18 protein-coding genes and 1 pseudogene are annotated in these 20,146 nt (G+C 41.5%); 12 read left to right on the top strand and 7 right to left on the bottom strand.

The annotated features are described in order from the left end of the window. Positions 1-71 precede the first annotated feature (71 nt). Together S4054249_RS03465 and S4054249_RS27265 are read right to left on the bottom strand one after the other, a co-directional pair. Positions 72-1,148 (bottom strand): hypothetical protein, encoded by a 1,077-nt coding sequence (locus tag S4054249_RS03465; RefSeq protein WP_046354173.1) that lies wholly within the window; start codon positions 1,146-1,148, stop codon positions 72-74. Positions 1,149-1,179: 31 nt separating this feature from the next. After that, complete coding sequence (locus S4054249_RS27265) at positions 1,180-1,548, bottom strand: J domain-containing protein (protein ID WP_080928257.1); 369 nt, start codon at positions 1,546-1,548, stop codon at positions 1,180-1,182. A gap of 90 nt (positions 1,549-1,638) precedes the next feature. Between S4054249_RS27265 and S4054249_RS03475 the strand changes: the two are divergent. After that, positions 1,639-2,794 (top strand): annotated as a pseudogene (locus S4054249_RS03475) (IS3 family transposase). On the opposite strand, the gene S4054249_RS26265 reads toward S4054249_RS03475, so the two are convergent. Next, positions 2,730-3,215 (bottom strand): hypothetical protein, encoded by a 486-nt coding sequence (locus S4054249_RS26265; protein ID WP_046354201.1) that lies wholly within the window; start codon positions 3,213-3,215, stop codon positions 2,730-2,732. The pseudogene S4054249_RS03475 and the gene S4054249_RS26265 overlap by 65 nt on opposite strands. 426 nt (positions 3,216-3,641) lie before the next feature. Between S4054249_RS26265 and S4054249_RS25810 the strand changes: the two genes are divergently transcribed. Both S4054249_RS25810 and S4054249_RS03480 read left to right on the top strand, forming a co-directional pair. Next, the gene (locus S4054249_RS25810) at positions 3,642-3,776 is read left to right on the top strand and encodes a zinc ribbon-containing protein (RefSeq protein WP_080928258.1); all 135 of its coding nucleotides are present in this window, start codon (positions 3,642-3,644) and stop codon (positions 3,774-3,776) included. Positions 3,777-3,961: 185 nt separating this feature from the next. Next, positions 3,962-5,620: an ATP-dependent nuclease gene (locus tag S4054249_RS03480; protein WP_046354200.1), complete on the top strand. Its 1,659-nt coding sequence runs from the start codon at positions 3,962-3,964 to the stop codon at positions 5,618-5,620. 58 nt (positions 5,621-5,678) lie between these two features. Here the strand turns inward: S4054249_RS03480 and S4054249_RS03485 are convergent, their stop codons facing one another. The 3 genes from S4054249_RS03485 to S4054249_RS03490 form a co-directional block, all read right to left on the bottom strand. Beyond that, positions 5,679-6,557: a tyrosine-type recombinase/integrase gene (locus tag S4054249_RS03485; protein ID WP_331245528.1), complete on the bottom strand. Its 879-nt coding sequence runs from the start codon at positions 6,555-6,557 to the stop codon at positions 5,679-5,681. Beyond that, positions 6,530-6,883: an Arm DNA-binding domain-containing protein gene (locus S4054249_RS27225; RefSeq protein WP_331245527.1), complete on the bottom strand. Its 354-nt coding sequence runs from the start codon at positions 6,881-6,883 to the stop codon at positions 6,530-6,532. Before S4054249_RS27225 ends, S4054249_RS03485 begins: the two co-directional genes overlap by 28 nt. A gap of 196 nt (positions 6,884-7,079) precedes the next feature. Next, complete coding sequence (locus S4054249_RS03490) at positions 7,080-7,940, bottom strand: YicC/YloC family endoribonuclease (protein ID WP_046354199.1); 861 nt, start codon at positions 7,938-7,940, stop codon at positions 7,080-7,082. Positions 7,941-8,093: 153 nt separating this feature from the next. Between S4054249_RS03490 and rph the strand changes: the two genes are divergently transcribed. From rph to trmB, 8 genes are all read left to right on the top strand, one after another. Further along, the gene (gene rph / locus S4054249_RS03495) at positions 8,094-8,807 is read left to right on the top strand and encodes a ribonuclease PH (RefSeq protein ID WP_023399777.1); all 714 of its coding nucleotides are present in this window, start codon (positions 8,094-8,096) and stop codon (positions 8,805-8,807) included. 14 nt (positions 8,808-8,821) lie between these two features. After that, positions 8,822-9,466 (top strand): orotate phosphoribosyltransferase, encoded by a 645-nt coding sequence (gene pyrE, locus S4054249_RS03500; RefSeq protein ID WP_046354198.1) that lies wholly within the window; start codon positions 8,822-8,824, stop codon positions 9,464-9,466. A gap of 146 nt (positions 9,467-9,612) precedes the next feature. Continuing rightward, positions 9,613-10,962 (top strand): UDP-N-acetylmuramate:L-alanyl-gamma-D-glutamyl-meso-diaminopimelate ligase, encoded by a 1,350-nt coding sequence (gene mpl / locus S4054249_RS03505; protein WP_046354197.1) that lies wholly within the window; start codon positions 9,613-9,615, stop codon positions 10,960-10,962. 4 nt (positions 10,963-10,966) lie between these two features. Further along, the gene (locus S4054249_RS03510) at positions 10,967-11,584 is read left to right on the top strand and encodes a flavin prenyltransferase UbiX (protein ID WP_046354196.1); all 618 of its coding nucleotides are present in this window, start codon (positions 10,967-10,969) and stop codon (positions 11,582-11,584) included. 42 nt (positions 11,585-11,626) lie between these two features. After that, positions 11,627-12,547 (top strand): ABC transporter ATP-binding protein, encoded by a 921-nt coding sequence (locus tag S4054249_RS03515; protein WP_046354195.1) that lies wholly within the window; start codon positions 11,627-11,629, stop codon positions 12,545-12,547. A 2-nt stretch (positions 12,548-12,549) separates the two neighbouring features. After that, the gene (locus S4054249_RS03520; protein ID WP_046354203.1) at positions 12,550-13,317 is read left to right on the top strand and encodes an ABC transporter permease; all 768 of its coding nucleotides are present in this window, start codon (positions 12,550-12,552) and stop codon (positions 13,315-13,317) included. A gap of 337 nt (positions 13,318-13,654) precedes the next feature. Then, positions 13,655-15,118 (top strand): hypothetical protein, encoded by a 1,464-nt coding sequence (locus S4054249_RS03525; RefSeq protein ID WP_046354194.1) that lies wholly within the window; start codon positions 13,655-13,657, stop codon positions 15,116-15,118. A 257-nt stretch (positions 15,119-15,375) separates the two neighbouring features. Then, positions 15,376-16,050, top strand: a complete 675-nt coding sequence (trmB, locus tag S4054249_RS03530) for a tRNA (guanine(46)-N(7))-methyltransferase TrmB (RefSeq protein WP_046354193.1) — start codon at positions 15,376-15,378, stop codon at positions 16,048-16,050. A gap of 8 nt (positions 16,051-16,058) precedes the next feature. Here the strand turns inward: trmB and S4054249_RS03535 are convergent, their stop codons facing one another. Beyond that, positions 16,059-17,948 carry an EAL domain-containing protein gene (locus S4054249_RS03535; RefSeq protein ID WP_052960827.1) on the bottom strand — a complete coding sequence of 630 codons (1,890 nt, stop codon included), beginning with the start codon at positions 17,946-17,948 and terminating at the stop codon, positions 16,059-16,061. 297 nt (positions 17,949-18,245) lie between these two features. On the opposite strand from S4054249_RS03535, the gene panP reads away from it, so the two are divergent. Beyond that, positions 18,246-19,877, top strand: coding sequence for a pyridoxal-dependent aspartate 1-decarboxylase PanP (gene panP / locus S4054249_RS03540; protein WP_046354191.1), 1,632 nt, complete (start codon positions 18,246-18,248; stop codon positions 19,875-19,877). The last annotated feature ends 269 nt before the right edge of the window (positions 19,878-20,146 follow it).

The raw sequence follows: 20,146 nt of genomic DNA on the forward strand, positions 1-20,146 counted from the left end.
TAACTGGCGGATTGGAGCTATCGATAACTTACATTATCGATAGCTCATTTTTAATGACTGGGACAAAATTACTAAAGAGAATCGGTGCTTTTTAGTACCAGTAATATTGAATCTTGTTCAAGCTCAGCCCTTTGCTTTCTGTTGTTATCGAGCTGCTTTTCTAACTTCCTTATACTTGCTTTCACATGCGCAAACTTTTGCTGTGATTCGCTGAGCCTTTTGGCTATATATTTGCATTGATCACGCAGTTTATAGGGCTTTTGTTGGATGGTTCTGACTTGTTCTTTCCACCGTTCGATTTTACCTTCACAACTAGGCATCAGACCATCAAAGCAACTGTATGCTGAAGCGATACGCGTTGCCATTGCTGCACTCTCAAGTAATGCACTGAGCCCATCAAAAAAACCTCCTTGCCCGTCTCCGATTGCATCGGCTGCGCTTTCAACTAATCCGAGACCTATTTCACCACCGGATATGCGTTGGCTGATCATTGAGCTACACGCATTACCAGCTAAGAATAACTCCGTCTTGCTTGCTCTTTTACCTTTGCGTTTTCTCTCTTCCTTAAGTGCATATTGACAAGCCTTTGAACCTAGTGGTGCAAGGCATGAGATCTGAGCTTTTTGTAAGGCGTCAGGATCGTCACAAATAGTACGCGGCCGTTGGGGTGTGCTTTGGGCAGCTATCAGCATGCAACGATTATTTTGATACGCAGGGTTTCTATTAAGTGACCTTAATAAACTCTGTATATCACTGGGGTATTGCTTTTGGTAGTGTGCAATTTTTTGCTCTATTTCAGACTTTTCAGCAATCAATTTTGCATGTTGATTTGGTAGTGGGTTTTTAATGCACCTGTGAATAGGTTTGCCATAAGGGTCATCTTTTGGCATGAGCTTAAAGCACTGCCCTGAGACTGATTTATTTAAGGTGTATTTGTAGCGATTTGAGCCAATATCTCGACCATACCAGCGGCTATTGTCTTCAGACACCAAGGTGGGTAAATCTTCTGAGGCTTGCTGCTTTTGGTAATACAAGGTGATGGAATCATACTGAGAGCTTACCTTGTACGGGGTTGGTGTTGAGCACCCAGTCATTGTCAAAACTACAGTCAGTAAGCAAAGCAGTGTAAGTGAGCGTTTTACTAGCATTCGTTTATCTCCTTTAGAAATCAGTTCAGTACTACTTCAACTTCTTCTGAATCGTCTCCCATGCAATGTTAATGAGTTTGGCGTTTTCTTTCGCCTGTTGTTTTAAAATCCCGTCAAACTTATCTAGTTTGTCGGGATGAAATAAGTTTGATAAATGACGATAAGCTTTTTTAAACTCGACTAGACTGTTGCCAGCATGAACGCCAAGAATTGAGCAAGCGTCCTCGAATTTGCGCGGATCTAACCCCGTAGAATCAAATTGTGACTGGTCTGAGTTGTTGTTCGATTGTTGTTGGCTTTGTTGCCGCTGAAAGGCTTCTTGCTTGCGTCTGAGTTCTTCACTGGCGCGTTTTATTTCTTCTTCGGCTTGAGCTTTTATATCTTGCTCTGCTTGCTCTATGTCATCTTGGTATTGAGCTTGGCTTTGTGAACTGGTTTAATTGAGCCGGACACTTTAATAAAGGACAATGTCCAAATATTGAGGTGTTAAATGACAAAACGTAAAAATAAATCTTATACAACCGAGTTTAAGCAAGAAGCCGTTGCTTTGGTAACCGAGCAAGGCTATTCAGTTTCAGAGGCGGCAGCCTCTTTAGGGATCACCACCAAGCTTATTTATAATTGGAAAGCTAAACTCGAAGAGCAACAGGCTGGTAATTCGCTAAGCGAAGATGAGCGCGCAGAGTTAAAGCGTTTAAGAAAAGAAAACAAAGATCTCAAAATGAAGAAAGAGATCTTAAAAAAGGCCAGCGCCTTCTTTGCGAGAGAAATGAAGTAAAATACCAGTTCATCAAAAAAAATAGCCAAGGTTATCGAGTCATTAAATTATGCTCAGCTATGAAGGTGAGTCGCTCAAGCTATTATGCATGGCTGGCGCGTCCAGCGAAGCTTATAGCGGCAGAAGAGTTACATCTTTATCGCAGAGCCAAAGCACTGTTTAAACGCAGCAGAGAGAGCTTAGGCTACCGTGAGTTATGTAATAACTTACGCAAAGAAGGTTTTAAAATAACGCGCTATAAAACTAGAAAATTAATGACGAAGCTCAACTTAGTTGTTAAACAACGTGTAGCTTATAAAGTGACAACCAAGCGTAAGCACTCTGATGCCGTTGCAGATAATTTGCTTAACCAGAACTTTAACCCGGTGGCACCGAATCAAGTTTGGGCTGGCGACATTACGTACCTGAAAACAGGTGAGGGCTGGATGTACCTTGCTGTTGTAATGGATTTATATTCCCGTCGGATTGTTGGCTGGAATATTGATAAGCGCATGACGACGGATTTAGTGATGAAAGCCATGATTAAAGCTTATAACGTGAGAAAACCAGCCAAAGGTTTGGTGTTTCATTCTGACAGAGGGTCTCAGTATACGAGTAAGCGACACCGTCACCTGTTAAAGCAGTTTGGTATGCGAGCAAGCATGGGCGATGTGGGAGCGTGTTGGGATATGCTGTTGTTGAAAGGTTCTTTGGTAGCTTGAAACATGATTGGTTACTAAAAGTGGCTCAACCAACTCGTGAGCACATGAAAAATGATGTTGCTGGATATATGAAAGATTACAACCTAGAAAGACTGCACTCAGCTAATAACGATCAGTCACCAATAGAGTATGAAAATTCTTTAAGAAAAGTGTCCGGCTGGAATTGACCAGAACAATGTCTTTGATACGGTTAAAAATATACAGGTTTTCGCCGCTCTCATTACGCACGGCGATATCAGTACGTTTTAGTATCTCTAATGCTTCACGTATGCTAGAAGTGTTGTAAGGGCAATCGTTCGGCTTCAGTGTTTTGTTTTCGACTTTGTTGATGGCGTTGATCATTTCTTTTTGGATTTGATAGTAGGTTGTCTTGAGATAAAACACTTTGTTATTTTCGCCGTCAGATTGAATTTGCATCGCTTGTTTTGAAGCCATTGAAATAATCGCATATTCAATACGTGCTTCTCTTAAATGCGGGAAATGGCTTCGAAATTTTTTACTTTTCTTGTTCTTAAAATTAGCGGGTGAGATCTCAGCAATAAATCCTTTGCCATCAATCGTAAATGGTCTTTCTACTGACTCTGCCACACCGTCGTTGATCCATGTGATCAGCGGGTCATTCGGCGACACATCTTTTGGAATCGCTTCGTAGGTTTCGGAGAGGTTGAGCCTCTTGGTTGACTGGAAAAGCTCAAGCTGAATCGCGATGCTTTCTTGTCAAAACTGCACACTTCTAGGTTTTGGTCACATAGCGGTAAGTTAAAAAGTATTGGTTGTGATTATTTTACTCAAAGGTACAGAAATGCAAGTGAATATCTTTCGTGCTTTTGTTTATGTGGTATTGAAATTATTATATAAATTCATCATTGACAGAATTTTACAACTCACGCAAGATGGAATTTTAGACTAAATTATTCCAGCTCTAAATAGCAGTATCAAAATGTTGGTACTTGCCTTATCCCGCCTAGGCAAGCGTAGTTACCTTACAATCAGGGATTATTAAGGAGACTATTTATGTCTACAACTGGTGAAAAGCCCGGAACAGGTACTTACACCTGCAAAAACTGTGGTGAGCAAGTTACGTTGGATGATCACGACGATAGATTACCGCCTTGTCCACGATGTCATCATACTGAGTATACGCCATAGTAACTAAAATTATGGTCAGCCTTCCAGTAAAACAAAGTAGTTACTGGAAGGCGATCTTACTATTCTAATCAGTTAGTTACATAGTTTTAATCTACTCTGTTCCAGAGCCTATTTTGGACTTATTTCAGAAAGACAAAGCGTTCCTTGAATGTCTTTCTATTGAAAATCCGTTAAAAGGATACTTTATGAAATTATCAGCGCTATTAATCTCAAACTTCAAAGGTATTAAAGATGAGATCAAAATTCTTATCGATAACATAGTTGTTTTAGTCGGCCCGAATAACAGCTGCAAATCAACTATTTTGGATGCTTATGAGTCTTATGTTTCAATGGGAGGAGCGTTGAGTTTGGATTATTTTCATGGCCGTGATCCAAGCACTCCAATTATCATTACAGGGATATTCACCGATGTTACGCAGGACGATATAGATACTTTAGGGCAAGAGTGGTTTTTACAAAATGATCCTGAGTTTGGAGACTGCGCGAAATTTCAGATACGTTGGGAAACACCTGAAGAAAATGGCGCTAAATATAGCTTTAGTAGCAAGACTATGGATTGGAAAAAAGGTGGTGCAGGAGGATGGGATACTTTACTTCAAAGTAGGCTACCGACACCAATCAGGTTAAATCCAAATGATGGTTATGATGCACTCGAAAAAGTAGTGAAAGATCTGGCGTCAAAAAATGCAGCTCAGCAATTAAAAGATGATAAAAGTAAGGTGGCTGGCATTGTTTCTGAAATTGAAAAGTTAGCCAAAGAGGTGGATAAAGAGCTGGCTGGTAGCATAGGCCAACTAAGTGGAAAAATTGAATTAGAGTTGAATAAGCTATTTGAGGGCACAACCGTTAGTTTTGAAACAGGAGTAGGTAAGTTTAAAGCCGAAGATGCGATCAAAGATGGTAGTAAGTTCTTCGTTAAAACAAGCAACCATCCATCCTCTTTAGAACATCAAGGAACAGGGTTGAAGAGAGCATTTTTATGGTCAGCGATAAATGCATTATGTAGTGAAGGCTTGTTTAAAAAAGGAAAAAAATTAATACGAGGTGAAACCCCAAAAGTACTGTTGATTGATGAACCAGAAATTAATTTACACCCGTCTATAATTCGTTCGGCAAGAAAAGCAATATACACTTTAGCTGATTTGGCTGGATGGCAAGTTATATGCACTACGCATTCTCCTATATTTATAGACCTCACACAAGATCATACAACCCTGATCAAGGTTTCAAACACCCAGCAGGGGGTTTACTACTTTCAAACAGACAAAGCCAAGTTTGACGATAATGAAAAAGACAATCTAAAAATGTTAAACCGATGCTGTCCCACAGTTAATGAGTTCTTTTTCTATCCTCATGCAATATTAGTTGAGGGAGATACCGAGTATTTAGCGTATCAATATATAATCGAAAAGACTGGTTTGGAAGGAAGTTACTGTGTTATCAATTGTAGAGGAAAAGCAAATATCCCCACCTTTATCAAGATATTCAACCAATTCAATGCAAACGCAATTGCTGTTCATGATCTTGATACTAAGGTAAGAAAAGACGGCGCCGCAAATGGGATGTGGACAATCAACTTAAATATTCGTGAATTGGCTGATACAACAAATGGTCGCGTTAAAACTGTTGTACATAATCCAGATTTTGAAGGATTCTATCTCAACGAGTCACCTACCAAAGATAAGCCTTACAACCTTTTTACTCATTTAACCGCAACTGATTTTGAGACTAGTGATAAATATAAAGAACTAAGAGAGTCATTAAATTCAATTATTAATGAAACTCATACAGGACTATATAACACTGTGGCTCAACTTGATGCGATGGTGGATAAGCCCAATTGAAGTAAGTTTACTATGACATGACAGTTACGGTCAGGAGAACTGACCGTCAAGTTTCATTTTATACTGCTAGAAGCTCTATATTTTTTGCAATCATTTCTAATGCTTCCCTTCGCTCATCCAAATAATCATATCTATCATAGATGCCTTCAACCCCTTTCAGCTTATGATTTAAGCATCGTTCGGCGATATGGCCAGCTACACCATTGCTTGCAAGTAGGCTTCGACAGGTGCGGCGCAGGTTGTGAACGGTAAAGTGGGGCACGGGCATTTTGTCCTTACGGAATAGCTTTTGAATGGCGGCATTGAGTGTGTCGGGGCTGATATGCCCAAAACGTTTGCTGGCTCTGCGGTTTGGAAAAACATAGTCAGAGCCAAACGCACGTATTTGCAACTCTTTGAGCCATTCAATGACGATGGGGCTTAATGGAACGGTGATGCCTCGGCCTGTTTTGCTGCGCTCCTGTGGGATATGCCAAAGCGCTTCTTTAAGATCAAACTCAGCCCACTTTGCGGCGATCAGTTCGCCTTTTCTGACACCTAAACACAGCAGCAGCGAAAAGGCTAAATAGTTGTCGCGGGTAAATTGGTCAGAGTTTTCCCGCAGGCATTGATACACTTTCTCTAGTTCTTCAAGTGATAGGGCGCGGCTACGGCTTTGCTCTACACCGCCCGCATCTGACACGTTAAATGCTTCAGCTGGGTTTGAGGTGCGTAAATCTAGCTTAATTGCGTGTCTGAATAGCTGCTTGCAGTACATGAGCGCGTCATTTGCAATGCTTGGGCGGTCACTTTGTGCAATGCGTTGTATCGCGCCGCGAATATCTCTAGGGTTTACTTTTTCAATTGCTAACCCACCAAAATAAGGGGCGAGATCTTTGGTATAAATACGTCTGGGGATATTTGGGTGCTTTAAACGCTTTTCAAACGCTTTTCGCATTCTTGCAGCCAGTCTTCGGCAAGATCATTGACGGTTTTTAAAGTTTCGTTATCGAGGCGCTTTCGTTCTTCTAAAGGGTCAACACCATCATTATTAAGATCGACTTTAATTTGTGCGGCTTTGAGTTTGGCTTCAACTAAAGAAATGTCTGGGTATTTACCTAAAGTCATTTCTTTGCGTTTACCGTGGCTCATATAACGAACAATGAAAAAAACACTCCCTTCAGCACTGACGCGAAAGTATAGGCCATTCCCTACTGCATATTTTCCAACAGCTTGATTTTTAATAAGGCTTTTGATTTTTTGAACTGTGATATTTACTGTCATTTCAAACTCTTATGTGAGAAATGGTGACAGATTCCTATAATTTTAGGACGATTTTCAGATTTTGAAAAATCTGTCACCATTCCTGTCACCACTTTTGCTTAACAAAGAGCAACTCGGGGCAACAGGTTGAAACACGTAAAACTTATAACAACCAGATTTTAAAGGCTATTTTAACGCTCAGAAACAGCCTGAAACATTATTCAATATTCTGGATCTGCTCACGCATTTGCTCAATCAGAACTTTTAGTTCTACCGCGGCATTGGTGATCTCAGCATTGATAGACTTAGAGGCAAGTGTGTTCGACTCACGATTAAACTCTTGCATCATAAAGTCTAAACGACGGCCGCATGCGCCACCTTTTTTCAAGATTTTATGCGTCTCTTTGACGTGAGATTTTAAGCGGTCTAGTTCTTCGGCAACGTCTTGCTTTTGTGCAAGGTAAATCAGCTCTTGCTCTAAGCGTGATTCATCGATGTCCGTTTGTAGCTCTTCTAGTTTTTGTGTGAGCTTGTCACGCTGCCATTTAGTTACTTCTGGCATGTGGCTTTCAACAACGTCGACTTGTTCAAGAATACTGTCTAGGCGAGTGGTGATCATGCTCTCAAGGTTTGCACCTTCAGATGCTCTTGCCGCTTTAAAGTCTTGTACGACTTCGTCAAAACCGGCAAGTAATGCACTGTTTACTTCATCTAAATCGACTTCTTCAGCTTCCATAACGCCTGGCCAGCGTAGGATCTCTGTTGGGTTGATGTCGCCACCACTGATAGATTGCACCCACTTAGCGTTTTCTAAGATTTGTTTGGCTAGGGTTTCGTTAATAGACAGCTGACCAACATGCGCTGGATTTGCTGCAAATTTTAAATAGACTTCTACTTTGCCTCGTTGCAGTTGCTTGCGAAGGCGTTCACGTACTACTGGCTCTAATGCCCTGAATTGCTCCGGCGCGCGGATAAATGTCTCGAGATAACGTTGATTGACTGAGCGGATCTCCCAAACCCCAGTGCCCCAATCGCCTTTTACCTCTTTTCGAGCGTAGGCGGTCATACTATGGATCATATAAAGTTCCTATTTAATTAAGTTTGCGTGGCCATTATAGCCTAAGAAAAACGCTGCTCGATAGGTAAAGCTAAGATTTCTTTTGGTATTGCGTGGCATAGCGCAAAGGATCCCTTTATAATATTGCGAAACTTTGATGATAGGGGAACGTGGATGCGTCCAAGCGAAAGAACTGCAAATCAGATTAGACCTGTAACATTTACCCGTAACTATACAATGCATGCTGAAGGTTCCGTGCTTGTAGAGTTTGGCAATACAAAAGTGCTGTGTACAGCTACTGTGGAAGCGGGCGTACCGCGTTTTATGAAAGGACAAGGTAAAGGTTGGATCACTGCAGAGTATGGCATGCTTCCTCGCTCTACTCACACTCGTAATGGCCGCGAAGCTGCAAAAGGCAAGCAAGGTGGTCGTACGATGGAAATTCAACGCCTTATCGCGCGCGCTTTACGAGCTGCGGTTGATCTATCGGCGTTAGGTGAAAACACCATTACAATTGACTGCGATGTACTGCAAGCAGACGGTGGTACACGTACAGCATCAATCAGTGGTGCTTGTGTGGCTTTGGTTGACGCTCTGACGCACATGCGTGCAAAAGGCATGATCAATGCAAATCCACTTAAGTTCATGATTGCCGCGATTTCTGTTGGCGTATATAACGGTGAAGCGATCAGTGATTTAGAATACCTTGAAGATTCAGAAGCAGAGACTGACATGAACGTGATCATGACTGAAACTGGCAAGCTGATTGAAGTTCAAGGTACTGCTGAGGGCGAACCTTTCTCATTCGAAGAACTTGACGAGTTGCTGGCACTCGCTAAGCATTCAATTCGCGAGATCATCGATATTCAAAAACAAGCATTAGCGTAAACATTAGGTGAGTTATGAAACAGTATCAAAAAGATTTTATTGAATTTGCGCTGGAAAAGCAGGTACTAAAGTTTGGTGAGTTTACGCTTAAATCAGGTCGTACTAGTCCTTACTTCTTTAATGCTGGCTTATTTAACACGGGTCGCGACCTTGCGCGTTTAGGTCGTTTTTATGCTGCGGCACTTGAAGATGCAGGCATTGCCTATGACGTGTTATTTGGCCCAGCCTATAAAGGTATTCCAATTGCGACAACAACTGCAGTTGCACTGGCTGATCACCATGATAAAGACGTACCTTACTGCTTTAACCGTAAAGAGAAAAAGCAGCACGGTGAAGGCGGAAACCTGGTTGGCTCTGAGCTCAAAGGCCGTATTATGTTGGTTGATGATGTGATCACCGCAGGTACTGCAATCCGTGAGTCAATGGAAATCATTAAGGCGAATGAAGCAGACTTAGCTGGTGTATTGATTGCCCTTGACCGTCAAGAAAAAGGTAAAGGTGAGCTTTCTGCAATTCAAGAAGTAGAGCGTGACTTTGGCACGGAAGTGGTGTCGATTGTTAAGCTTGCTGATTTGATTACTTACCTAGAGCAACAAGGTAGTGCGTCTGAGCATTTAGCGGCAGTGAAAGCGTACCGTGACCAATATGGTGTTGCTTAAGTCTGTACTGAGTTAAATACTGATTAAAAATACCAGTCAACAGGCTGGTATTTTTTTGTCTGTGCAAAAGTGTTTTGCGTACAAAGTCAGCCTAGGCTCATTGGAGTATGTTACTCTAAGGGCAATTTTCATAACTAGCTGAACTTATGCATATTCATATTCTTGGGATCTGCGGCACCTTTATGGGGGGCATTGCAGCCATTGCACAATCTTTGGGCCATAAAGTCACAGGCTCAGACCAAAACGTTTACCCGCCAATGAGTACCCAACTTGAGTCTTTGGGTATTGAGTTAACGCAAGGCTATGATCCGGCTCAGTTAGAGCCAAGACCGGATGTGGTTGTGATAGGCAATGCAATGAGTCGTGGCAACCCTTGTGTCGAGTATGTCTTAGAGAAAGGTCTGCCGTATACATCAGGGCCTGAGTGGTTAAAACAGCATGTATTGCAAGATGCTTGGGTACTCGCTGTTGCTGGCACGCATGGTAAAACCACCACGGCCAGCATGTTAGCTTGGCTGCTGGAATATGCGGGCCTTAAGCCCGGCTTTTTAATCGGTGGCATTGTGCAAAATTTTGGTTTATCAGCACGAGTCACCGATACGCCATTTTTTGTTATCGAAGCCGATGAGTATGATACCGCTTTTTTCGACAAGCGTAGCAAGTTTGTTCACTACTTACCGCGCACGTTAATTCTTAATAACCTCGAGTTTGATCATGCGGATATCTTTGCTGACTTAAATGCCATCCAAACCCAGTTCCACCATTTGATCAGAACCCTGCCAGGGCAGGGAAAAGCGATTTATCCCGCACAAGATAGTGCAATAAATGAGGTATTAGCGCGTGGTTTTTGGAGTCAAAAAGAATCGTTAGGTGGGGATTGGTCGTATCAATTAACCGTGCCAGATGGCAGCCGCTTTAACGTGCTGCTAGAGGGCAAAGAAGTTGGTGAGGTAAACTGGTCTGCCATTGGTGAGCACAATGTGAAAAATGCCATTATGGCCATTGCAGCTGCGCGTCATGTCGGGATCCCTGTTGAGGTAAGTATCGAAGCACTGCAAACTTTCAAATCGCCAAAACGCCGTATGGAACTTAAAGCCGAAATTGGCGGCGTGAGTGTGTATGATGACTTTGCGCATCATCCAACTGCAATAGAAACGACGCTTGCGGGACTTCGTGCCAAAGTGGGCAGTGATGAAATCATTGCTATTTTGGAGCCGCGCTCAAACACCATGAAAATGGGTGTACATCAAGATACGTTAATGAATGCGCTTGGCAACGCTGATAAAGCCTTGGTTTATGAACCACAAGGCCTTTCATGGTCTTTAAAAGAAGCGGCACAAAAAGCGGGTCGCCAATGTTTTGCGAGTACAGATGATATTATTAAGTACGTCACTTCGCAGGCCAAGCCAAATCAGCATATTTTAATTATGAGTAACGGTGGGTTTAATGGCATTCATGATGCCCTTACTGCCGAGCTTAAAAAGGTAATGTCATAAACATATGTCACAATTTAAAGATCCTATTACGTTAGCGTTTAGTGGCGCATCTGGTGCGCCATATGGTCTGCGTTTGCTAGAAGTTTTGGTCGCACTTGATTATCAAGTTTTCGTGCTTATCTCCAGCGCTGCACGCGTGGTACTGGATACTGAGTCCAATGTAAAACTCTCTGGTAATGAAGCCAAAGCCACTGAACAGCTCAGTGCGTTGTGTAATGCCAAGAAAGGCCAAATTCAAGTCTTTGGGAAAGACAACTGGTTTAGCCCTGTAGCATCCGGTTCTGCCGCCCCGAAAAAAATGGTGGTGTGTCCTTGCAGTGCTGGAAGTGTGTCAGCGATTGCATTGGGCGCATCAGATAACTTACTTGAGCGTGCAGCGGATGTGGTGATCAAAGAGCGTGGGCAGTTAATATTGGTACCACGAGAGACGCCATTTAGCCCGATCCATTTAGAAAATATGCTTAAGCTGAGCCAATTGGGCGTCACTATCATGCCTGCTGCACCAGGCTTTTATCATCAACCACAGTCAATCGAGGATTTGGTTGATTTTATGGTGGCACGGATTTTAGACCATCTAAATATCGAACATAATCTGGCAAAACGCTGGGGATATGGCGACTAAATTGTTTGAAAACACATTATGGGGATTGGGGCTCCGAAATACATGACAACTGCATTAAGTATAAAAGGCTTAAAGAAAGTCTATAAAAACGGTGTTGAAGCCGTGAAGGGCATAGATTTAGAGGTGCAAGAAGGGGATTTCTTCGCATTGCTTGGCCCCAATGGGGCGGGCAAGTCGACAACGATTGGGGTGATTGCCTCTTTGGTGAATAAGACCGAAGGTGAGGTCAGTGTTTTTGGCTACTCTATTGATACTGCATTAGAAGATGCGAAATCTGAGCTCGGTTTAGTTCCTCAGGAATTTAATTTTAGCCAGTTCGAAACGCTTAACCAAATTCTGGTGAATCAAGCGGGTTACTATGGCGTGCCTCGTCAAGTTGCGCATCAGCGCGCCGAGAAATACCTTAAACAACTAGGGCTGTTTGATAAAAAAGATAAACAAGCACGTACCTTATCTGGTGGTATGAAACGCCGCTTAATGATTGCCCGTGCACTGATGCATGAACCAAAGCTATTAATATTGGATGAGCCCACGGCCGGTGTGGATATAGAACTAAGACGCTCGATGTGGGATTTCTTGCGTGAAATTAACAGCCAAGGCGTCACCATTATCTTAACGACCCACTACTTAGAGGAAGCTGAGTTATTGTGTCGTAATATCGGCATTATCGACAAAGGGGTTATTGTTGAGAACACCACGATAAAAGCGCTGTTAGCAAAACTAGATAAAGAAACCTTTATCCTAGATTTGCAAGCTCCCATCAAGCCTGTGTCGCTGTCAGGATATCAGTTTACCTTGATTGATGATCACACGCTTGAAGTCGAAGTGGAGAAGTCACAAGGGCTTAGCGGAGTCTTTGCGCAATTGAGCGAGCAGGGCAATACAGTGTTAAGTATGCGTAATAAAGCGAATCGCTTAGAGGAGCTATTTGTGGGGTTATTAGAGCAGGGGCGCAAGCAATGAGCATATTAAAATACCGAGTTGCACTGAAAAGTATTTGGATTAAAGAGTGCATACGCTTTTTACGCATTTGGGTGCAGACCTTAGTGCCGCCAGCCATTACAATGACGCTCTACTTTATTATTTTTGGTAGTTTGATTGGGTCGCGCATTGGTGAAATGGGTGGCTTTGGCTATATGGAGTTTATTGTGCCGGGTCTTATTATGATGTCGGTGATCACCAACTCCTATTCAAATGTGGCGTCCAGCTTTTACTCAACGAAGTTTCAAAAGAGCATTGAAGAGCTGCTGGTTGCGCCCGTGCCTAACTATGTGATTGTACTCGGTTATATGGGGGGCGGCATGGCCCGAGGCATGCTGGTGGGCTTAATTGTAAGCTTGGTCAGTTTGTTCTTTGTGGATATTCAAATCCATAATATTGCGGTGATTGTGGCCACTGTCGTGCTCACCTCAGCGGTGTTCGCATTGGGGGGATTGATCAATGCAGTCTATGCAAACAGTTTTGATGATATCAGTATTATCCCGACTTTTGTGCTAACGCCGTTGACGTATTTGGGTGGGGTATTTTACTCGATTCAATTGCTCCCTGAGTTTTGGCAAGGGGTATCGCAAATAAACCCAATCATTTATATGGTTAACGCGTTCAGGTATGGTTTCTTAGGTGTATCGGACGTCAACATTTACGTTGCATTCAGTGTGCTTATTGGTTTTATTACAGTGCTATTTACGATAGCGCTGACACTGATTAAGCGTGGTGTAGGTTTAAGACACTAAATCCAGTTTAAAAGCACCGCCCATAATAGGGCGGTTTTTAGTTTGATGTTTATACTGTCAAACTATATGCCGCATTAGGTGATTCATATCATTTCTCTTTTCTTAAAAATTTATATTTTTCATTTCTTTATTTTATTTTCTGGTTTTTAATTAATTTATATAATTTTGTTTTTATAAATAAACTGTGTTTTTTTGATTGGTTTTTAATTGGTGTATAAAGCATGTTTTTTTAATTTATATTTGTTATGTTGTAGTTTGGGTATGATATCTGAGACATTAAATGTGGGGCGATATTTAATTACAGTATCTAATGTTTTTTATTTATAAGGAATTTACGTTGAAGAAGCATATAATATTAACAATTATCATGGGCTTACTGAGTTTCCAAGCCACCTCATCCACCATTGATGGATATCCACTGAAACACTACACACTTTTTGAAGAATGGATTGATGTAGATTTATGGGATAATTACAGAACAATCCTTTACCACAAAGACTCTAATAAATATGAGATTGTAGCTCTCGACGTGAGAACGCCTCATTTTGGCCCAACAGCAGCAGATGAAAGCAATATCACGCACCAATGCAGTATTGAGAACGATCCTGAATGGAGAGATCTCATATTTAATTGTGCGGTTGAAAGAACTATGGATGCTAGCATCATAACGTCAAAAGACAATAAATTTGATAAGCCTGTTTATTTTATATCCGGTGCTGATATCACTTTTGGTTCGCAAACACCTGTTTTTGGTCATGATAAGTTATATTCATACTGGAACAATAACACGCTTTCGCCAATCTTTAAGAGTTTGCTTGATAGTGGTAAGGATATTGTTTTTTTATCGCCTAAAAATGGCGATTATACTATCACTGCTGACTTTTTTAATTATGTCAAAGAGCACTTTCAAGAAGGGGATTATCATTCAAGTTTAATCGGCTTTAGCTATGGTGGGTTGATCGGAAAGCAAATGATTAACTTTTTAGAGGAAGAAGGGGGGCAGCATAATATTTATAATTTTATTTCATTTGATGCCCCACATAAAGGTGCCAACATACCTTACTCTCTAACTGAAAACTTTAGACGAGTGCAAAAGCGGTTATCGCAAATTGCATTTTGTCAGCATATTCCTGCATGTGAAAAAAGCGAAGCTCAAATATCGGAATTGTTAGAACAGTTAACTGACGGAGTCGCGGCCAAATTATTGGTAACAGGAGATCAGGCTGGAAGCTATTATACAAGACTTGCAAATACCCCTTACTCTGCATTAACTCGTAATGTGGCATTTTCAAACGGTAGTTATACAGGAGATAGTAAGGGGCTCCCTTCGGGTACAGAGCTAATAGAGTTCAAAGTCGATTTTGAGCCGTATGGTGATACAAATTACTCTGTACAATCAAAAAATATTTATCAAAATTACAAAATACCACATTATTACACAACACATGTTTTTGATAATGCACCGGGTTCGTACGCAATGTCTGGTGCTGAACTTGATCATGAGTTTGATAACGAAGCCAAGGAGAACTCATCTTTAACCGTTATCAAAAGTAACTTACAAGACAGAAACTTGACACCTACTTTTATACCGACAGTAAGTGCTTTAGATATGAACACATCAGAGTTAGATAGAGGGTTTGACTTATCAAGTGCTGATACGCCATTTGACAAAGTATATGCGGTGAATGGTAAAAATTTAAGGCATGATGACTTTTCATATCATGCAAGCTCCTTATATTATGAGATTAATAAAAAGGAAATAGATACAGCAATTGTGGTCATTGTTACATCTCTAATGTGATAAATATTTTGATTTGTAAAAACTGATTAAGATCTATGCTATAGCAGCACATTGTAAGTTGAGAGAAATGTAGTTCAATGATCAATGCGCTGCTTAATCGGGTATATAATTTTTTGCCCTTAACTCAACTGAAACTTTTCTTTCGCTGTGCGGCCTGCTTTTATTTCACCATATCAGACCAATTTTATATAAGTACTATTTACTTTGCTTTCTAAGCTTCTAAAATTGGCCCATTCACAAGTAATTTGACGAGTAACATGGCTGACGCAAACTCTCGAAGTATCACGACAAACCAGACTGGATTGCATGAAAAGCTAGATGAAATAGTTCTAAAGCACCTCAATGCAGAGTTCAAAAAGCCCATTGCTGAACACACTTTACAAGCATTTAATGAGGTCAACGAGAAAGTTCTGGCTTTTTCAGGCCCGATTATATTGGACTCCTGCTGCGGGGTTGGCGAAAGTACTGCCAATCTAGCACAGCGTCACCCTGAAGCCTTGGTAATAGGTATTGATAAATCATCCCATAGGCTAGATAAACATGACGTAGAATATAAGCAAGGTGAGCATGGACAATATATTTTAGTGCAGGCAGATCTTAATGACTTTTGGCGCTTAGCATGCGAAGCGGATTGGCAGCCAAGCCATCATTATCTTCTTTACCCTAACCCATGGCCCAAAGCAAAGCATATTCAGAGACGTTGGCATGGTGCAGCGGTATTTCCATTTATTGTAAAGCTTGGCGGTATATTAGAGGTACGCAGTAATTGGTCTACTTATGTAGAAGAGTTTGCTCGAGCTTTGCACCTAGCAGGCGTTGATGCTGTGTGCGAAACATATGAAAGTGAACAGGCAGTCACGCCATTTGAGCGCAAGTACTGGGCAAGTGGCCAATCCAGTACTCGCTTAGTTGTGTCTTTATCACGCTCTTAAAATGTCAACTATGTCTCATTCAGCACTGTGCGTGTGGGACTATCTTTAATGTGTGGCGCTGCGGCGCCAATATGATCACCTTCAAACAAAGTAATATGAGTATCAGACAGCTGATCTAATTGTGCTTTGCATTTAATCCCAGAAACAATCAGCGCAATCTGGCTGTTTTTACACTGTTCCCCTATATGTTTAATGAGTCCTTTGACTTGCGGATTATCAGCTAACTGCTCAATCAACTTTTCATCTAATTTGACAGCATTAATGGACATTTTGAGTACTCTGCTAATGGTAAGGAGGCCGCTATTACGTGAATTCACTAAAATATTGACGCCTTTGGCGCGCAGTATACTGATGATTGCGGTCATATCATTAAACTGACTGATCAGTGCTTGCTCATCTAATTCGAATGTGATGAGGTTTGGCTGGGGGTAGCGATTGATAGCTTGGGTTATACATTCCATCATTTGCGGGTCTCGCAAGTCTTGAGGGGTGAGTGCTAGGCTCCAAGCGACACTTGTTTTTCTAAATTGTGCGACACACAGTTCTAGCATTTGTTTTGTCAATTGCGAGTTGAGACGAGAGTGCTTGATCACTTCGCCAAATGCTTGTGACTTTAATATTACACCTTGCTCAGTCAGTACCCTTGGCGCACAATGGTATTGCACGATTTTTTGATCTTCGATACGTGCTCTGGGCGTGAAATAGGGAATGATTCTGTGTTGGTCAAAGGCGCTTTGCACAGTCTTTGCGATGGCTAAATTAGACTCCTGAAGCAGTTTAGTTTTTTGTGTTTGCTGCCCATAAATATACGTTGTTTGATGCAGTTGTTGCGCCTGTCGACAGGCGATAAAGGCATTTTCAAGTAATAAGCCTTTATTGCCGCGGGCAATGCCAGCTTTGAGTTGAATGTACAACAGGGGTTCATTGAGAATAGGTCTTGAAAAGGGGAACTCAGAGATTAAGTTGTTGAGGTAGTGTTCTCCATTGGGCGTGTCACACAATAAAACTAATTTAGAGGTGGCCAATCGATAGACTTTAAAAGGCGTTGTTAAGTTTTGGAAATAGCGCATCACGTTTTGAATGACTTTATCGCCAACGCCAGCACCGTAAAAACTGATAATCTCTTCTAACTCGCAAATTGAAATAATCGCAAGGCTTAAGTGTGCTCTTTTCGCATTGGCTAAGTCTTGTTCCAAGGCTAAGCGATTTGCAAATCCTGTACGTGCATCGGTCGTCAGGGTGCGGCGATAAACGAGTATATAGGTTCCCGCAACCAGCAAAGCGATACAAAAGAAAAAGCTCGCTGATAGGGCTGCTTGGGTAACGTTATCCTGCAATTGGCTTTCTATGTGAGAAATCGTGATATCCGCGCCTGTTAGGTAAATTTGACCATTAGGTGTAATATGTGGGACGAAAATGGTTTTAAAGTGTCCCCATTTATCTGTGGATATTTCAAACACCTCCGTTGTTGAACGAAAGGCTCCTTTATTACTGGTTGTCGCTTCTTCGTAAATATCTTTAAATTGGGTTAAGTGCCCTCTGGCAACATCGTCAATAGTGTAGCTAGAAGCGGTAAAGCGCACATGTGGCGAGTCGTAAATCATGGCATATATGTATTCAACACCAACCGATTGTGCCAATTTAGTAAGCTGTTCGCTTTGGGTTTTAAACTCAGCAGTCGATAAATCGGCTAAGTTATCATGATACGATGGGCCGACAAATAAATTCGCGCTATGGGCCGCAATTCGCAGTTTATTGTCAATGTCATCCATAATGACAGCTTTACTACTTTGGTAGGTGTAATATACATATCCCGCGAGAGATATGACGAAAATTAAGAAGCCAACGAGCACCCATGTTAAGGACAAGGTGCGGTGAGCAAAGTTCCATTTATTCATTGTTGCAGTTCCGGTTGCTTGTTCGTTAAATAATATGACAAATTTTATATCTTTGATGCAGAGTTTACAAAGTTTTTAGGAGGCTGTGCATGTTTTTTGTTCCGAAAAACTTTTATTTCGGTGGTTTATGGAGAAAATAGCGCACAAGGTTATTTTTTTATGCCGCACTTAAAGACTTTCCGACAACTTTAAAGTAGAGTTAGTGATTTCGTAATAAATTAGTAAGGTAGATGTGTCTGTCGGGCTAGATGTCAAAGTGTCAGCACTTATCTACTCTATTTTTGATTGGGAATAATAATGGGTCCAAAGCGTTGTGCAGTCGCTTCTGAAGAAAGCTTGATGCGAATATTTACCGTACCGGAAGCACCTGGCTCTACACTCAGTAAAATTGAACAAGAGATCTCTCATAATCTAGCGGGTTTTTTGAACGAAAATATTGCAGCGATTGAAAAACCCCTACATGAGATAGAGAAAGATTTTCAGGATGCGGCGATCCCTGAAGAGCCTAAGTTTGTATCTGACTATGCTCAAGATATTATGGAGCAACTAGTTGCCCACTCTGTCCATACTGCATCTCCAAGTTTTATTGGCCACATGACATCGGCATTACCACACTTTTTATTGCCGTTATCTAAACTCATGGTTGGACTCAATCAGAACTTAGTAAAGATTGAAACGTCGAAAGCGTTTACACCTCTTGAACGGCAAGTATTGGGTATGATGCACCATTTGACATATGGTAAAGACGAAGACTTTTATCAAAAATGGATGCACAGTGCTAAGAATGCACTCGGAGCATTCTGTTCCGGTGGCACAATTGCGAATATTACGGCGTTGTGGATAGCACGAAACCGTTTATTGAAACCGGATGGTGACTTTAAAGGCATCTCTTCCCAAGGGATGTTTGCAGCAATGATGCATTATGGTTACAAAGGATTAGCCGTTTTAGTTTCAGAACGTGGCCACTATTCTTTAGGTAAGGCGGCTGACGTACTGGGCATTGGGCGTGATAATTTCATCGCAATCAAAACTGACCAAGACAATAAAGTTGACATGCAGGCTATGCGTGATACTGCTGTTGAACTTGAGGCCAAAGGCATTAAAGTAATGGCTATTGTTGGCGTCGCTGGCACTACTGAAACGGGCAGTATTGATCCGTTAAGTGAGATGGCTGCTCTGTGCGAAGAGCTAGGTTGCCATTTCCATGTGGATGCGGCATGGGGCGGTGCGACATTACTTTCAAATACTTATAGACACCTTCTGTCTGGTATTGAAAAAGCGGATTCAGTGACTATCGATGCGCACAAGCAAATGTACGTTCCTATGGGGGCGGGCATTGTGCTGTTTAAAGACCCGACTGCCACAGATGTGATAGAACATCACGCGGAATATATATTGCGTAAAGGGTCAAAAGATTTGGGCAGTCATACTCTTGAGGGCAGTCGTCCTGGTATGGCGATGTTAGTGCATGCATGTCTTCAAGTAATTGGTCGTAAAGGGTACGAAATGCTCATTGATCATAGCATTGAAAAAGCGCACTACTTTGCAAACTTAATTTCAGAACAAGATGATTTTGAGCTTATCTCTCAACCTGAGCTATGTTTGCTGACATATCGCTATGTACCACGAGAAGTAAAGCAGGCATTGCAAGTTGCGAATGAACAAGAAAAGCTGGATATTTTTGCTGCTTTAAATCGACTCACAGCCAGTATGCAAAAAAGACAGCGTGAAACTGGACGCTCATTTGTCTCCAGAACTCGCTTGACTCCGAAGCAATACGATAATCAACCTACCGTTGTTTTTCGGGTTGTATTGGCAAACCCTTTGACTTCTTACCAAATGCTTAATGATATTTTGAAAGAGCAAAGAGAAATGGCTCAACATGATCCAGTATTAAAAAAGTATTTGAGTAAATATTTAACCAATTAAAAAAAGGAGCCTACAGGCTCCTTTTTTATTAGAAGGCAACATAATTATATGTTGTTAAAAAGAAAAGTGATAAGTCATAGAGCCACTATCGCATTTCAAAGCTCGCCCAACTAATAAGTTAGATCAACTTATAATATTTTATCTCAACACGAGTCCCTTAAATGGGATAAATAGAGTGCTTTTTTAGCTTATCGGCGTATTATTAATATTAGAAGTAGCCAATGGTTATGCTGACGTTGAGTATCTTGTTAGGCAATTGACCGATTTTT

Source organism: Pseudoalteromonas luteoviolacea (genome assembly GCF_001750165.1).
GTDB classification, from domain to species: Bacteria; Pseudomonadota; Gammaproteobacteria; order Enterobacterales; family Alteromonadaceae; genus Pseudoalteromonas; species Pseudoalteromonas luteoviolacea_G.

What these genes read in the sequence shown, in the direction of transcription:
- S4054249_RS03465 (WP_046354173.1), bottom strand. Translation starts at nt 1,148, where the DNA reads ATGCTAGTAAAACGCTCACTTACACTGCTTTGCTTACTGACTGTAGTT.
- S4054249_RS25810 (WP_080928258.1), top strand. Translation starts at nt 3,642, where the DNA reads ATGTCTACAACTGGTGAAAAGCCCGGAACAGGTACTTACACCTGCAAA.
- S4054249_RS03480 (WP_046354200.1), top strand. Translation starts at nt 3,962, where the DNA reads ATGAAATTATCAGCGCTATTAATCTCAAACTTCAAAGGTATTAAAGAT.
- S4054249_RS03485 (WP_331245528.1), bottom strand. Translation starts at nt 6,557, where the DNA reads ATGCGAAAAGCGTTTGAAAAGCGTTTAAAGCACCCAAATATCCCCAGA.
- S4054249_RS27225 (WP_331245527.1), bottom strand. Translation starts at nt 6,883, where the DNA reads ATGACAGTAAATATCACAGTTCAAAAAATCAAAAGCCTTATTAAAAAT.
- S4054249_RS03490 (WP_046354199.1), bottom strand. Translation starts at nt 7,940, where the DNA reads ATGATCCATAGTATGACCGCCTACGCTCGAAAAGAGGTAAAAGGCGAT.
- rph (WP_023399777.1), top strand. Translation starts at nt 8,094, where the DNA reads ATGCGTCCAAGCGAAAGAACTGCAAATCAGATTAGACCTGTAACATTT.
- pyrE (WP_046354198.1), top strand. Translation starts at nt 8,822, where the DNA reads ATGAAACAGTATCAAAAAGATTTTATTGAATTTGCGCTGGAAAAGCAG.
- mpl (WP_046354197.1), top strand. Translation starts at nt 9,613, where the DNA reads ATGCATATTCATATTCTTGGGATCTGCGGCACCTTTATGGGGGGCATT.
- S4054249_RS03510 (WP_046354196.1), top strand. Translation starts at nt 10,967, where the DNA reads ATGTCACAATTTAAAGATCCTATTACGTTAGCGTTTAGTGGCGCATCT.
- S4054249_RS03515 (WP_046354195.1), top strand. Translation starts at nt 11,627, where the DNA reads ATGACAACTGCATTAAGTATAAAAGGCTTAAAGAAAGTCTATAAAAAC.
- trmB (WP_046354193.1), top strand. Translation starts at nt 15,376, where the DNA reads ATGGCTGACGCAAACTCTCGAAGTATCACGACAAACCAGACTGGATTG.
- S4054249_RS03535 (WP_052960827.1), bottom strand. Translation starts at nt 17,948, where the DNA reads ATGAATAAATGGAACTTTGCTCACCGCACCTTGTCCTTAACATGGGTG.
- panP (WP_046354191.1), top strand. Translation starts at nt 18,246, where the DNA reads ATGGGTCCAAAGCGTTGTGCAGTCGCTTCTGAAGAAAGCTTGATGCGA.